This is a genomic window from Flexivirga sp., assembly GCF_051955415.1.
Lineage (GTDB): Bacteria > Actinomycetota > Actinomycetes > Actinomycetales > Dermatophilaceae > Flexivirga.
Genome location: NZ_JBQCGS010000042.1, coordinates 90,109 through 104,090, shown reverse-complemented (window position 1 = coordinate 104,090; position 13,982 = coordinate 90,109). Strand labels below are relative to the sequence as shown.

At 70.1% G+C, this 13,982-nt stretch carries 11 protein-coding genes and 1 pseudogene; 3 read left to right on the top strand and 9 right to left on the bottom strand.

Annotated features, from left to right (window positions below; genetic code table 11):
• The 3 genes and pseudogenes from ACTHL4_RS07135 to ACTHL4_RS07125 all read left to right on the top strand — a co-directional run.
• Nucleotides 1–276, top strand: a pseudogene (locus tag ACTHL4_RS07135) (hypothetical protein); the annotation flags it as partial.
• A complete protein-coding gene (locus ACTHL4_RS07130) occupies nt 273–2,351 on the top strand; it encodes an ATP-binding protein (protein ID WP_440282051.1) in 2,079 nt (692 codons plus the stop codon). The pseudogene ACTHL4_RS07135 and the gene ACTHL4_RS07130, both read left to right, overlap by 4 nt.
• An 18-nt stretch (nt 2,352–2,369) precedes the next feature.
• Nucleotides 2,370–3,113, top strand: a complete 744-nt coding sequence (locus tag ACTHL4_RS07125; protein WP_440282050.1) for a hypothetical protein — start codon at nt 2,370–2,372, stop codon at nt 3,111–3,113.
• A gap of 104 nt (nt 3,114–3,217) precedes the next feature.
• Here ACTHL4_RS07125 and ACTHL4_RS07120 read toward each other — a convergent pair whose 3' ends face one another.
• The 9 genes from ACTHL4_RS07120 to ACTHL4_RS07080 all read right to left on the bottom strand — a co-directional run bounded on the left by ACTHL4_RS07120 (nt 3,218) and on the right by ACTHL4_RS07080 (nt 13,872).
• Entirely contained in the window at nt 3,218–4,675 is a 1,458-nt protein-coding gene (locus ACTHL4_RS07120; RefSeq protein WP_440282049.1) for a glycosyltransferase family 2 protein, read from the bottom strand.
• The gene (locus ACTHL4_RS07115; protein ID WP_440282048.1) at nt 4,672–5,781 is read right to left on the bottom strand and encodes a HEAT repeat domain-containing protein; all 1,110 of its coding nucleotides are present in this window, start codon (nt 5,779–5,781) and stop codon (nt 4,672–4,674) included. The genes ACTHL4_RS07120 and ACTHL4_RS07115 overlap by 4 nt, the downstream gene beginning before the upstream one ends.
• Nucleotides 5,778–6,179, bottom strand: coding sequence for a response regulator transcription factor (locus ACTHL4_RS07110; protein WP_440282047.1), 402 nt, complete (start codon nt 6,177–6,179; stop codon nt 5,778–5,780). Before ACTHL4_RS07110 ends, ACTHL4_RS07115 begins: the two co-directional genes overlap by 4 nt.
• Before the next feature lie 61 nt (nt 6,180–6,240).
• The gene (gene galE / locus ACTHL4_RS07105; RefSeq protein WP_440282046.1) at nt 6,241–7,263 is read right to left on the bottom strand and encodes a UDP-glucose 4-epimerase GalE; all 1,023 of its coding nucleotides are present in this window, start codon (nt 7,261–7,263) and stop codon (nt 6,241–6,243) included.
• A gap of 56 nt (nt 7,264–7,319) precedes the next feature.
• Nucleotides 7,320–9,221 carry a sensor histidine kinase gene (locus ACTHL4_RS07100; RefSeq protein WP_440282045.1) on the bottom strand — a complete coding sequence of 634 codons (1,902 nt, stop codon included), beginning with the start codon at nt 9,219–9,221 and terminating at the stop codon, nt 7,320–7,322.
• A 174-nt stretch (nt 9,222–9,395) separates the two neighbouring features.
• The gene (locus ACTHL4_RS07095) at nt 9,396–10,430 is read right to left on the bottom strand and encodes a GH25 family lysozyme (RefSeq protein WP_440282044.1); all 1,035 of its coding nucleotides are present in this window, start codon (nt 10,428–10,430) and stop codon (nt 9,396–9,398) included.
• A 113-nt stretch (nt 10,431–10,543) separates the two neighbouring features.
• The gene (locus ACTHL4_RS07090) at nt 10,544–11,689 is read right to left on the bottom strand and encodes an alpha/beta hydrolase-fold protein (RefSeq protein ID WP_440282043.1); all 1,146 of its coding nucleotides are present in this window, start codon (nt 11,687–11,689) and stop codon (nt 10,544–10,546) included.
• A complete protein-coding gene (locus ACTHL4_RS07085; RefSeq protein ID WP_440282042.1) occupies nt 11,682–12,650 on the bottom strand; it encodes a Type 1 glutamine amidotransferase-like domain-containing protein in 969 nt (322 codons plus the stop codon). Before ACTHL4_RS07085 ends, ACTHL4_RS07090 begins: the two co-directional genes overlap by 8 nt.
• 7 nt (nt 12,651–12,657) lie before the next feature.
• A complete protein-coding gene (locus ACTHL4_RS07080; protein WP_440282041.1) occupies nt 12,658–13,872 on the bottom strand; it encodes an ATP-grasp domain-containing protein in 1,215 nt (404 codons plus the stop codon).
• Nucleotides 13,873–13,982 lie beyond the last annotated feature (110 nt).

Below are 13,982 nucleotides of genomic sequence, written 5' to 3'. Positions count from 1 at the left end.
GCCGAGGTCGGCCGCGGCGGGGACGCCTGGCCCGCGGCGCGGTTGCAGCGGCCGGACCGCGCGATCGTCGCCCTGCGGCTGCCCGGCATGCCCGGCGCGAAGGACATGCACGACGTGCGCGCCGACCCCGAGACGGCGCACTGCCGCATCGTGATCACCTCGGTGCTCGACACCGACCGCTATCCCCCGAGCGCGGATGCGGTGCTGCCCAAGCCGTTCACCCGCCGCCAGTTCGAGGAACTGCTGACCACCCTGATCGCGCAGAACGCCGGATGAGCCGGACCTCTGCGGCCGGCGAGTCCGGGGACGACAACGCCGTGCAGCAACTGCAGCCGGCGCCCGCGTCGCCCACCGGGTCCCACGGCCCACTGGTTCCCCCCGGGCGCACCCGGCGGATCCTGCCGTTCGTCGGCGCCATCGTCGTCGCGTTCCTCACGCTCGCCCTGCCCGGGCACGACCTGCGGCCGTCCACGCTGATCGCGGCGGTGGTGCTGACCTGTGTCCTCGGTGTCATCGTCGTCACCGTGCCGTGGCGCCGCCTGCCGCCGTGGGCGCAGGGCGCCATACCGGTGGCGTTCCTGGCGGTGGCCGCGCTGCTGCGCGACGCCGATGGTGCCAGTCGCTCGGGACTGTCCGCGCTGATCATCCTGCCGGTCCTGTGGGTCGCGCTCTACGGCAGCTGGCGGCAGCTCGCGGTCACCGTCGTCGGCGCCTGCGCGGCGTTCCTGGTGCCGATCCTGGTCATCGGGGCACCGGACTACCCCTCGCGGGAGTGGACCCGCGTCATCCTGTGGCCGGTGCTCGCCAGCATCGTGGGCTACATCGTGCATCGACTGGTGCAGGAGCAGGAGTCCCGCGCCGACAACCTGGAGTCCAGCCGGGTCTTCCTGCAGGCCGTGCTGGACAGCGTCGACGTCGGCATCACCGCCTGCGACCCGCAGGGCCGGCCGACCCTGGCCAACAACGCCGCACGCGTCATCCGCGGCTCCGACGCCGGCTACCGGCTGCTCGCCGCCGCCGGCGTCACCGAGATTCCGGCGGAGCAGGCGCCGTTGGAGCGTGCGCTACGCGGTGAGCAGGTGTATGACGAGGAGATCGTCGTCGCACCCGCGCGCGGGCCCGTTCGGCGCACCGTGGTGCGCGGACAACGCATCACCCGCAACGACGGCAGCGTCCTCGGTGCGGTGGTGGCGATGCACGACATCACCGATCGCCGGGCCGCCGAGCAGGCGGTCCGCGACAGTGAGGAACGCCTGCGGCTGCTGATCGACGCGACCACCGACTACGCCATCCTGATGCTCGACCCGCAGGGTCGCGTGCAGACCTGGAACACCGGGGCGCAGCGGCTCAAGGGCTACGAGGCGGACGAGATCGTCGGACGGCACTTCTCGGTGCTGTATCCGCCCGGCAAGTCCTCCGGCGCCGAGCTGGACCGCAAGCTGGCGGAGGCGGCGCAGGACGGCAGGTTCGCCGAGGAGTGCTGGATCGCCCGCAAGGACGGCACGATCTTCTGGGCCGGTGTGGTGATCACCGCGATCCGGGACACCGCCGGGCAGTTGCGCGGCTTCAGCCTGATCACCCGCGATCTGACCGAGGTGCGCGCCGCCGAACACCTGAAGGACCAGTTCCTCGCGGTCGTCTCGCACGAACTGCGCACCCCGTTGACGTCGATCATCGGCTTCCTGGAGATGCTGCTGGACGACACCGACGACCTCAATCCGGCCCAGGTGCAGTTCCTGACCACCATCGACCGCAATGCCCACCGGTTGCTGCGTCTGGTCGGTGACCTGCTGCTCACCGCACAGATCGACGCCGGCAGCGTCACGCTCGACCTGGCCCCGGTCGACCTGCGCGCGCTGGCCGACGCGGCCGTCGAAGCGGCGCAGCCGCGCGCCACGGCCGGTGACATCACCCTGCGGCTGGACGCCCAGGACCTCCCGACCGTGACCGGCGACCCCGGGCGACTGGGCCAGGTGCTGGACAACCTGCTCTCGAACGCCATCAAGTTCAGCCCCGCGGGCGGGCACGTCGACCTCGCCCTGAGCAGCCACGGCTCCGGTGTCGCGATCGAGGTCCGCGACACCGGCATCGGCATACCCGCCGACGAGCAGAGTCTGATGTTCCAGCGCTTCTTCCGCGCCTCCACCGCGGTCGGCCGCGCCATACCCGGCGTGGGCCTCGGGCTCACCATCGTCAAGACCATCGTCGAGGCGCACCACGGCACGCTGACCATGACCAGCACCGAGGGCGTCGGCACCACGTTCCGCATCGAGTTGCCGGTCGAGCAGCCCCGGCGCCCGGCGGGACGCCCGTCGGCCGACCGTCGGGTGCACGGATCCGCTGCCGGTTAGCCGCTGTCGTCGTCGCGCGTGCTGTGCGACAATTTCGCGGCGACGACATGGTCGGTCGTCGTCCGGAAGGCCTGGGGTCACGGTGTCGACCAGCTCTCTGTCTCCTTCTCGCTGATCCGGGGTCTGCCCATGTCCGTCCGCTCGCATGCCCGTCGTTCCCGTCGCATCACGGTCGCCGTCTCGGCCGGTGTCAGCGCGGGGGTGGCGTTGCTGACGATGTCCGGTGCGGTTCCGGCCGTCGCAGCCTCCGTGCAGCGATCGCTCGATCCGGTGGTGGTCGCCCAGCCCCTGGTGCTGCAGGAGACGACCGCGGACGGCACGATCGCGTGCAGCAGCGCCGACGACGGCGACGGCAGCGCCAGCTGCGCAGCGGTCAACGCGTACGGCGGAGGCGTGCTGATGCCCGGCGACTCTGTCGTCACCACGGTGCTCATGTCGAACGAGGGGTCCACGACGCCGAAGTCGTTCACTCTCACCGCGGGCCGGTGCACCCAGCACGGCCCGTCGGCCGGCGGCGACCCCGCGATCGACCTGTGCGGTCGACTCACCGTCTCGGTGTATGCCGGCACCGGACCCGACAGGAGCCCGGTGTTCAGCGGCACCCCGGCGGAGTTCGCGGCCGCCACCGGACCCCGGTTGGCCGTGCTCGGACCGAAGACGGCCCAGCCCTACACCTTCGTGGTCGCCGCGCCACGGAACCTCGGCAATTCCTACCAGGGGCTGACCGTCTCACAGCCGCTGACCTGGAAGATCATGCCCTGAGCAGCACCCCACGACGTTTCTCCTCCGCTGCGCTCCCCCGAATACTTCGCGGGGACCCCGACTGAGCGGCACCCCACCCACCATCGCGGTCGGCGGTCACGCCGTCACTGGTCGGTGCTCTCGCCCAACCCGACCCGTGTCATCGTGCCCCACACCTGCTTCTTGCCCCGCAAGCTCGCCCACCAGCCCTGCAGCCGCCACCAGGCGGTGAGCTGGCGGTAGCCGAGGTTCTCGGCGATCGCGGCGGTGAGCATCGCGCCCAGATCGCGCCACCGGGTGTATTTGTGGAAGGTGAGCTCCTCGACCGTCATCGCGGCCAGGGTCACCAGGATCGCGTAACCGTAGGCGATCAGGATGAACAGGATCGCGAACGGCACGTTGACGACGCCCAGCGCCAGGCCGAGGATCATCAGCAGCAGACCGCCGAACTCCAGCAGCGGTGCGATCAGTTCGAACGCCCAGTAGAACGGCAGGGCGATCATGCCCAACCGGCCGTACCGCGGGTTGCACAGCATGCCGCGGTACTTCCACAGCGTCTCCCACAGGCCGCGGTGCCAGCGGGCCCGCTGTTTCTGCAGCACCTTCGTGGTGGAGGGCACCTCGGTCCAGCAGACCGGTTCGCCGACGAACTGCACGCGGTAATCGCGGCCCTGGCGTCGCAGCGTGCGGTGCACCCGCATCACCAGCTCGAAGTCCTCGCCGATGCTGGTGGTGTCCAGGCCGCCGACCTCGACGAGTATGTCGCGGCGGAAGACCCCGAAGGCGCCGGAGATGAGCAGCAGTGCGCGCAGCCGGGACCAGCCGGTGCGGCCCAGCAGGAAGGCCCGCAGGTACTCCACGATCTGGATGCGGGGCAGCAGCTGCCGCGGCAACCGCGCCTCGACGAGCCGGCCCGCGACGATGCGGCTGCCGTTGGCGGCGCGGACCACGCCACCGGTCGCCACCATCCGGCCCGGGTCGTCGGCGAACGGCACGGTGACCGTGATCAGGGCGTCCGGGTCGAGGATCGAGTCGGCATCGACGAAGACGACCAGGTCCGTGCTCGCCGCGTTGATCCCGACATTGACGGCGTCGGAGCGGCCCGAGTTGGTCTTGCGCACGACGGTCAGCGCGGTGCGGCCGTCCCGCGGGATGTTGACCGACAACACCTCCGCGGAGATCGGCACGTCGGTGGGGATCTCGCGATCCACCGGCACCAGGTCGAAGGCCTGCTGCAGCACCGCGAAGGTGTCGTCGGTGCTGCCGTCGTCGACCGCGACCACCTCATGGTGCGGATAGTGCAGCGCCAGCAGCGACTGCAGCGAGGAGACGATGCCGGCCGCCTCGTTGTGCATCGGCACCACGAGGGTCACCGAGGGCGCGTAATCACCGGCGATGCGTTCCGGCCGGCCAGACTGCTCGACCCGACGCAGGTGATGCACGAAGTCCCACGCCGCAAGGCCGATCAGGATCAGGTAGGAGGTGTTGATGATCAGGAAATAGATCAGGATCGGCCACTGCACCACCGCCAGGGTGGTGACCACCACCTCCCGCAACCCGTCGACGAATCCGCCCCAGCTCACTGGTCCACCTTCCCGCTGCGCAGCCGCAGCACCTCGAGCGTGGCGCGAGCGGCACGGACCGCCGGCGCCGAGCCGGCCGGGTCGGCCGCGACCCGGTCCAGGGCGGCCTGCCCCGGCGCCGACTCACCCAGTGCGGTCGCGGCGACGCCCGCCAGGCCGCGGTCGGCGTCGCCGCGCAGACCGGCGAGCGTGACGGCGGCGTCCTCGGTGCCCAGTCTGCCCAGTGCAGTGGCGGCCGCCCGGCGGACAGCCACGGGTTCGACCGCACCGGTCAGGGCCGTCAGCACCGGACCGTCGGCCGGCCGGCCCAGCTCGCCGAGTGCCTGCGTTGCCGCGATCCGCACCAGCTGATCCGGATCGCTGCGGGCCAGGTCGGCCAGCTGCGCTGCGCACGCACTGAACAGCCCGCGGCCGGCGACGGTCGCAGCGACCAGCCGCACGCCGGAGTCGTCGTCGGTGATGCCTTCCCGAACGGCCGGCTGGGACACGACGCCGAGCCGGACCAGCGCCTCGGTGGCCGTGCCGGCCGCCACACCCGGTTGCGCGTGCTGGGTGCGGACGGCGCGCAGCACCGCCCGGGCGGCGCGTTCACCGGCCGGCGGGCCCACGGCGCCGATCGCGCGCGCGGCCACCAGCCGGACTTCCGGGGATCGGTCGTGCAGCCCACGCAGCAGGTCGGGAACCAGGTCGGCATCGCGCAACAAGCCGAGGGTGCGGAAGGCACGGGCCCGATGCACGCTGGACATCGACCGGGTGGCACGAACGGTGCGGCCGACCGCATCCCGGCCGCGCAGCACCTCGACCAGTGCCTCGGCCGGTGCCCCGCGGACCTTGGTCAGCACGCTGACCAGCGCCCGGTCGAGCTCTCCGCGGTGGTCCTGGTGGGCGATGAGCCGGGCCCGCGCCGCACCGTCGGCGTCCTCACCCGCCGCCACTTCGAGCAGGTCGGGGCGCAACGGTGCCAGCCGGGTCCGGGTCGCCGCCTGACGGCGGGCGATGAGTAGTTTGCTGAACACCACCACGGCGGCCAACAGCAGGCACAGGCAGAGGACGACGACCGCCACGACATGCAGCAGCCCGCTGCTGATGATCGACGGTGCGGTCACGCACCCCGCCCCAGCAGGCCGGCGACGCGGTGGACGAGCTCACGGGGGCTGAACGGTTTGCTGACGTAGTCGTCGGCGCCCACCGAGAAACCGGCGTCGACATCACTGTCGCGGGTGCGGGCGGTCAGCAGCACGACGCGGACATCCGCCAGTTGTTCGTCGGCGCGGATGGTGCGCAGGACGTCCAGACCGGACAGGCCGGGCATCATCACGTCGAGCACCGCCAGCCGTGGCGGGTTGTCGCGGATCTCCTCCAGTGCCTGGACACCGTCGACGCACGCGCGGACGGCGTAGCCGGCCTGGGTCAGCTTGAACTCGACCAGGTCACGAATGTCGTCGTCGTCGTCGGCCACGACCACGTCGACCCGGCCCGGCTGCTCGCTCGCTCCCTCCACCACAGCCTCACCCTAACCGTCGGGAGCCGTGGGCAGCGGCCTGCGGCACGCCGGATCCGCACACTCAGCGTTCGGGGTAGCCGGACGGGTTCTGCGACTGCCACCGCCAGGTGTCCGCGCACATCTCGTCGATGCCACGGGTCGCCCGCCAGCCCAGCTCCTGCTGCGCCCGCGCCGGGTCCGCCCAGTTGGCCGGCACGTCACCCGGTCGTCGTGGCACCACGTCGTAGGGCAACGGGTGGCCGCAGGCCCGCTCGAAGGCGGCCAGCAGCTGCAGCACCGAGGTCGCGGTGCCGGTGCCGAGGTTGAACGCCCGGGCAGGTTGCACCATGGCGTCGAGGTGCTCCAGGGCGCGCAGGTGGCCCATCGCCACGTCCATCACGTGGATGTAGTCGCGTTCGCCGGTGCCGTCCGCGGTCGGGTAGTCGGCGCCGAAGACCTGCAACCGGTCCAGCCGGCCGACCGCGACCCGGGCGATGACCGGCATGAGGTTGTTCGGGACGCCCTGCGGGTCCTCACCGATCCGTCCGGACGGGTGCGCGCCGACGGGGTTGAAGTACCGCAGCAGAGCGACCCGCAGACCGTCCCTGGCGGACGCCACGTCGGTCAGCACCTGCTCGATCATCACCTTCGTCTGGCCGTACGGCGAGGTCGCTGACAACGGTCGGTGGTCCTCCTGACAGGGCAGCGGCGCGTTTTCGCCGTACACGGTGGCCGAGGAGGAGAAGACCAGGCGCCGTACATCGTGGCGGGCCATCGCCGCGAGGACGGCGAACGTGCTGTCCAGGTTGTTGCCGTAGTAGTCCAGCGGGCGGGCGACGCTGTCGCCGACGGCCTTCAGGCCTGCGCAGTGGATCACCGCGTCGAACCGCTCCCGGGCGAAGAGCTGGTCCAACCGGGTCTCGTCGCGCAGATCGAAGACGTGCAGCGGGACGGTGCGGCCGGACAGTGACTCCACGCGCTCCACCGCCGCCCGCTTGCTGTTGAGCAGGTCGTCCACGACGACGACGTCGTGACCGTGTTCCAGGAGGGTCAGGGTGGTGTGCGATCCGATATAGCCGGCGCCACCGGTGAGCAGGATCCGCATGATGCGTCACCTTAGACGACCTACCGGGCGCATCCGGGACGGAGGCACCCGGCCGGTCAGCAGGACCGCGACGACGAACTGGTCGACAGGTGATCCTGCACGACGTATGCCGTCGGCAGCGTGACGGTGAAGGTGCTGCCCTGGCCGAGCCGGGAGGAGACCTCGATGTGGCCGCCGTGCCGCTCGACGATGCGTTTGACGATGCTCAGGCCGAGGCCGGTGCCGGCGATCTCGTGAGCCTGCGGGTTGCTCGAACGGTAGAACTCGCCGAAGAGCTTGCGCTGGTCGTCCTGCGAGATGCCGATGCCTTCGTCGGTGCACCGGATCTCCACGGCGTCCGGCACCGGGTGGGCGCTGAGCCGCACCGTCGACTCGCGCGGGCTGAACTTCACCGCATTGCTGGCCAGGTTGAGCACCAGTGCCGTCACCTGGTCCGCGTCCGCCTGCACCACCAGGCCACCGGCCGGCACCTGCACCTCGACCCGGACGCCACCGGCCGACGCCAGCGGTGCCAGCACATCGACCGCGTCGGCCATCACCTGCTGCAGGTCCACGGGGACACGTTCCAGCGGCCGGTCGGGGTCGCTGAGCCGCGAGAAGGACAACAACTCCTCCACCCGCGACAACAACCGCCGGGAGTTGCGGTCGATCACGCCGAGCGACCGGCTCGCCATACCGTCCGCGGGTGTGCGCGCCTGCGCTGTGGACAGCGTGTCGACCTCGCCCCGCAGGATCTCCAGGTGCCCCAGGATCGAGGTCAGCGGGTTCTTGAGCTCGTGTGACACGGTCGACAGCAGGGTGCTCTTGGCGTGGTCGGCCTCCTGCAGCACACCGACCAGGTGGCGTTCGCGTTCGAGCAGGCGCGCGTTGAGCACCGAGCGTCCCAGGTCACGGCCGACCTCCATGGCGCCGTCGACCTCCTGCGGGCTCCAGGACGGGTATGCCGCCTCGCGGGTCATCACCAGGTAGCCGACGCACTCGGTGGCGGCGCCCAGCGGCACCAGCAGCAGGGAGTGCGATCCGATCCCGGCGATGAAGTCGAGCACCATGCCGGCCTCGTCCTCGGTGAGCGCTTCCCGGGGCTCCATGTGCCGGTGCGCCACGATCGCCGGCCGCTGGGTGAGCCAGCAGTGCTGGGCCATCCGGCCGGCCAGCCCGACCAGCGCCGGTTGTGGCGCGCCGTCCATGTTCTCGGGGTATCGCCGCCCGTGGCCGTGGGCCCGTGCGTCGTCCTCGTCGCTGAAGATGCGGACCCACATGCGCTGGCTGCGCAATCCGTCGGCCAGCGCGCCGATGGTGTCGGCGAGGATGCGGTCGACCTCCAGCGACTGCTGCGAGGCGCGGACGACGGAGTGGACGGCGGCGACCAGCCGGTCGCGTTCGGCCAGGGCAGCGCGCTCGCGCATGTGACTGATCGCGATGCCGGCCTGGGCGGCGAAGACCTCCAGCACACCGCGCCGCAGGTCACCCGGACGACGCCCGTCGTCGGGCAGGTCGACCGACAGGAAGCCGACCATCGCACCAGAGGCCGAGAAGAACGGTGCGATGAGCGTGTCCTCGGGGTGCCACGCGTCGGCGTCCGGCCGCCCATCGTGATCATCGGCCTGCCAATCCGTGGACACCCAGCCCGGGCGGGCGTCGGCCGGCAACCGGTCGTGCGGCAGGAACCACAGGCTGCCCCAGTGCTCGGCCTCGGCGAACTCGGACTCGATCTGGCGCAGCGGCGTGCGTGCACCCATCAACTGGGCGCGGGCGTCGTCGTCACCGGCCACCGACACGACCTCGAACTGGTCACCCGGCTGCAGCAGACTCACGGCGGCTACTTGGAAGCCGACGATGTCGGCCACGCCCGAGGTCACCAGGTCGAGCAGTTCGTCGAGGCCGGGCTGTGCCGCGGCCCGGGAGATCAGCGCACTGAGCCGGCGCAGTGCGTCGTGCTCCCAGGTGGTGTCGCTCATGTGGGCCCCTGATCTGCAGTCCTTCGAACTTCGCGTGCTCGTCGTCCCCGGTTCGGTCCGGTGTGCGGCGTGTTTTCACACTACTGCGCGAGTCCGACGCAGCAGCAAGCGCTCGGTCCGGATACACCTGCACTCCTCCGGCACTCGACCAGTGCCGGTCCGACCACGGCCGGCTCAGCTGTTGTTCGCGAACGCCTTCAGCTGGGTGAGGGAACCGTTGAACTTGTTCTGGTCGATCCCGCCCGCGACGGCGTACTGCCAGATGGTCTGCCTGGTCCATCCGCCCGGGAGCGTGCCGAGCGTGGTCGGGTGGGCGAACCACAGGGCGCTGCTGTGGAAGGCGGTGCTGTTGCCGGTGCAGTCCTGCCACCACGAGCGGTTGGTGTAGATCACCGGGGTGCGACCCTCCTTGAGTTTGTACTCCTCGACGAACGACGTGATCCAGCCGACCATCGCCGTCGGCGACTTGCCGTAGCACGTGCCCTCGACGTCCAGGGCGCCCGGCAGCGTGTATCCGTCCGCGGTCCACCCGCCGCCGTGGTTGATGAACCAGTCGGCCTGCGTCTTGCCGGACGCGCCTGCCGGGTTGGCGAAGTGGTAGGCACCGCGGATGACGCCCGCGTTGCGCGCACCCTTGTAGTTGGTGGCGAACGTCGGGTCGGTCCAGGTGCTGCCCTCGCTGGCCTTGACGTAGGCGAAGCGGACACCGGAGGAGCGCTGGCTCGACCAGTTGATCGTGCCGTTTGTGTTGCTGACGTCGATGCCACGCACGCTCGCCGGCGCCGCGCCGATGCGGTGTGCGGCGTTGTTGTTCTTCAGGGTCGCGTCCAGGTTGCTCTTGGCTCCGGCGGCGAACTGCTGGGCGTGACCCGCGTATCCCGAGTTGTAGTAGACGGTGACCGTCTTGCCGGTGCGGTTCCACACCGAAGCGGCGTTGTTCTTGACGCACAGTCCCTTGCCGGCGCCGGCGCCCTTGAAGTCGTAGCAGCCGGGCTGCGTCGCGCCGTAGTCGCTGATCGAGGTGGTGAAGTCCGAGACCGACCCGGCCTGTCCGGAGTTGTAGTAGAGGCAGAATTCACCCGACTCACAGACACCGTTGCGGGCCGTCGCTGCGTGGGCCGCCGGTGCGGCCACCAGGGCACCGGCGCAGGCCAGCAGCGCCGGTGCGGTGACGAGTGCGGCGGTGAGCGTGAAATGTGTCCTGCGCATGATGGGTCTCCTCCTGATGCCGGTGCGGTCAGGACCCAGCGTGCTCGGGTGCGCTGCGAGAGCACTGCGATGCCACTGCGGAGGAATCGCAGCGGACATCCAGCGGATCGCGACTACTCGTAGACGTACTTCTGCGGACCCGGGTAGATCCAGGACAGCCCGTCGCGCAGCCGGTCGCGCCAGTCCTCCCAGGAGTGGCCGTCGCGGGCTTCGACATACCGCACCCGCATGCCCGCGCGTTCGAAGACGGGCACCATCGACCGGTTCGGCACGATCAGCGGCTCGTAGGTTCCACATGAAACGAACATCCGGGCGGCGACCTTGGCCGGCTTGGCGCGGTAGCGGTTCATGAAGCGCACCACCGGGTCGAACGCCGCACCGCCGCCGTGGTCGTCGCCGATGTCGGTGAAGACGAAGGAGCCGGACTGCAGCAGCAAGGAGCCGAACAGGCCCGGATAGCGGTATGCCGTCGACAGACTCGCCACCGCACCGAACGACGCACCCATCAGGCATCGGCCGGAAGGCTTTGCCAGCAGGGGGAATTCGTCCTCCAGCCGCGGCAGCAGCTCCTTGGCGACGAAACGGGCGTGCTGCACCGAGTTGGCGTATTCCTTGGTCCGGTCGCCGGGGTTGCTGAAAACCACGACGGTCTCGGCCATGTCGAGCCGGTGGATCAGGTTGTCCAGCACGGTGCCCATCGCGGCATACCGCAGGTAGTCGTCGCCGTCGTGCACGATCAGCAATGGATAGGTGTGGGTGGTGCGGAAACGTGCCGGCAGATAGACCCGGCATTCGCTCCTGCGGCGCAGCGCGCTGGACTGGACGGTCAGGTCGACGATCTCGCCCTGCCGCGCCTCGGGATCCGGGTGCACCCAGTCGGGCACGACATACCCCGTCGCCTGGCAGACCGACGACGAGCCGACCGGACTGTTGGCCACGTGCGGGTTGAGCGGGTCGTTGCCCTCCTCGTGGTGGTCGCCGCGGCGCACCTCCAGCTGGTATTCGACCCGGGACCCCGCCGGTAGCTCGAGGATGACGAACCAGAGCGCCGTGCCGGGCAGCCGGCGCATCGGCACCCGCTGTGGCTGACCGACGATGCGGTGCCGGACCCACACCTCGTCGGCTTCGCCGCGGTAGAGGAAGGTGCACTTCTCGCCCTCCACGATCGGCACCGAATGCTGTTGCAGGAACCGGTCGATCGCGTTGTCGTCCAACGGTTTCCGGGCACGCAACCGGTGGATCGCGAGCTGTCTAGCCATCGGCTGCCACCCGCCCGGACACTGCATCGAAGGTGCTGACGTTGCCCGACTCGTCGAGCACCTGGGCACTGCCGGGCAGCGAACCGTCCGGGCCCAGGTCGATCCGGGCGCCGGGGTCCAGCGGCAGGCACACCGCCGGCGCGAAACGCCGCACCATCAGAGACATCCGCTCGGTGTTCTGCATGTGCAGTCGCTGGTGTGCCGCCGGCAGCACCAAGGCACCGGGCAACAGGCCGAGCCCGTCGTCATACACCTCGGGAGCGCGTGGTCCGCGAGAAGCGTTGTCGTTGAAAAGAACAACGCGTTCGGTGAGGGCCATCGCTCCCGCCGACCAGGCGATCACCGGCACCCGCTCGAGGCCGGCCGGCACGACGTTGAACAGGTGCAGCGCGTCGAGCAACTCGCCCACGTGACCGCCGGTGATCACCACGGCGGCCGCCTCGGTCAGCAGTTGCGCAACCTCCGCCCGATGCGCGGCGATCAACGGGTGCTCGTGCGGCCGGGTCGCGTCGTAGAAACCGGCATTGATCTCGCGGACCCGCTCCAGATGCCGCCGGTCCAGGGAACGCAGCACCTCCTCGGCGTCACTGAGCGCGAATCGCTGGGCGCGCTCGGAGCGTTCGACCTGGGCACGGAGCTCGGTCAACGCCCGGGAGGTATGCCGCACACCGATCAGGTAGAGCTCCTGCAGGTCGGTGAGTTCGACCGCGCGGCGCCGATGCGCGGCGGCGAACTCGGGGTCGCGGTCCAGGACGTCCTGCCGGCGGGACCACAGTGCCAGGTTGGTCGCCCGGCCACCGAGGTGGCGGTCCAGTTCCTCGTCGGCGTGTTCGCGTTCCTGCCAGCCCGCCGTGATGGTGGCGAACGGCCCGTCCAGGTGCAGCCCGGCGACCACCTTGTCCAGCGAGGGCCGGCGTTGTGGTCCGAGCAGTACCAACCGGCAATCGCGTTGCCCGCTCACTGCACGCTCATTCGGCGTGCACCGAGACGGTGCGACCGACCTCGTCCAGCATGCCGCGCAGCACGTCGTAGTCGGGATGGCGCATGCGCACCCAGGCGTTCGCCATGTAGCCGGCCTCGATGGGCTGGGTCGCGGAGCCGATCGGTAGGTGGGAGTCCAGGATCCACTCGGCGTACTTGTCGGTGATCGTGTCGAAGCCGGTGATGGCCCGGATCGTGCCGTCGCGGTCCGGTCGCAGCGCGATGATGCCGGCGGCGTACGAGCGGCTCGGGATGTGCCACACCTGGTGGTGCACCACCGAGTCGGCCCAGGCACGGTAGATGTCGATCTCGTTGCCGGCGGCATACAGGTCCCAGCAGCCGACTCCGGGCGGCCGCGCGCCGATCTCGCTGAATCGCAGGCCCTTCGGGCTGACGAAATACTCCATGTGGGTCGGTGAGGTGGAGATGCCCAGGACCGCGTTGACCCGCTCGCCCAGGTCGCGCAGCTCGCCGTAGAACGGCTCCGAGTCGACCCGGTTGGTGGCGATGAACTGCGGGCTGATCCACCGGGTCCGCATCGCCTCCAGGACGCCCGGGTAATAGTGCGACGCGAAGTCCAAGGCGATGTGACCGTCGACGCTCAGAGTGTCGTAGAAGCCCTCGTGCCCCTCGACGAACTCCTCGATCGCGATGGAGTCGGCGCCGCCGAAAGACGCTGCGGCATCGAGGAGTTCGCGGTAGCTGTCCAGCCGCACGGTGCCCGCCGCGCCGGCGCCGTCGCGCGGCTTGAGGATGACCGGGTAGCCGTGCTCGTCCACGAAATCCCGCAGGTCGTCGATGTCGTGGGCGGCAGCGGACGCTGCGGTCGGCACGCCGGCCGCCCGCAGTGCCTCCTTCATGGCCGGCTTGTCGCGGCACAGCCAGGTGGTGCGCACCGAGGTGCCGGGTATGCCGGTGGCCTCCCGCACGATCGCGGCCGGCAGCGTGTGCGCCTCGATGGTCGCTTCCAGGCCGTCGATCCAGGCGATCGACTGGAAGTGCTCGACCGCCGTGCGCAGCTGGTCGACGTCGGTGACCGAGCCGACCTGGTAGTAGTGATCGACCCAGCACTGCAACTGCTCGTCGAGCCATTCCCACGGAGTCTCACCGACGGCGAAGACCGTGGCGCCCACGTCGTGCAAGGCTCGGGCGAACTCGCGCTGGTTGCGCGGGAAGTTCGGCTCGACGAAGACGATGTTCATGAAACGTCAGGCTAACGGCATTCCCGGACCGAGAGGAGTACAAAATGACCGAGCGGAGTACGGATCGGACCTATTTTCGTACTCCTGTCGGTCGGTTGGTGCTCCTCTCG

What these genes read in the sequence shown, in the direction of transcription:
- ACTHL4_RS07095 (WP_440282044.1), bottom strand. Translation starts at nt 10,430, where the DNA reads ATGCGCAGGACACATTTCACGCTCACCGCCGCACTCGTCACCGCACCG.
- ACTHL4_RS07100 (WP_440282045.1), bottom strand. Translation starts at nt 9,221, where the DNA reads ATGAGCGACACCACCTGGGAGCACGACGCACTGCGCCGGCTCAGTGCG.
- ACTHL4_RS07090 (WP_440282043.1), bottom strand. Translation starts at nt 11,689, where the DNA reads ATGGCTAGACAGCTCGCGATCCACCGGTTGCGTGCCCGGAAACCGTTG.
- galE (WP_440282046.1), bottom strand. Translation starts at nt 7,263, where the DNA reads ATGCGGATCCTGCTCACCGGTGGCGCCGGCTATATCGGATCGCACACC.
- ACTHL4_RS07130 (WP_440282051.1), top strand. Translation starts at nt 273, where the DNA reads ATGAGCCGGACCTCTGCGGCCGGCGAGTCCGGGGACGACAACGCCGTG.
- ACTHL4_RS07080 (WP_440282041.1), bottom strand. Translation starts at nt 13,872, where the DNA reads ATGAACATCGTCTTCGTCGAGCCGAACTTCCCGCGCAACCAGCGCGAG.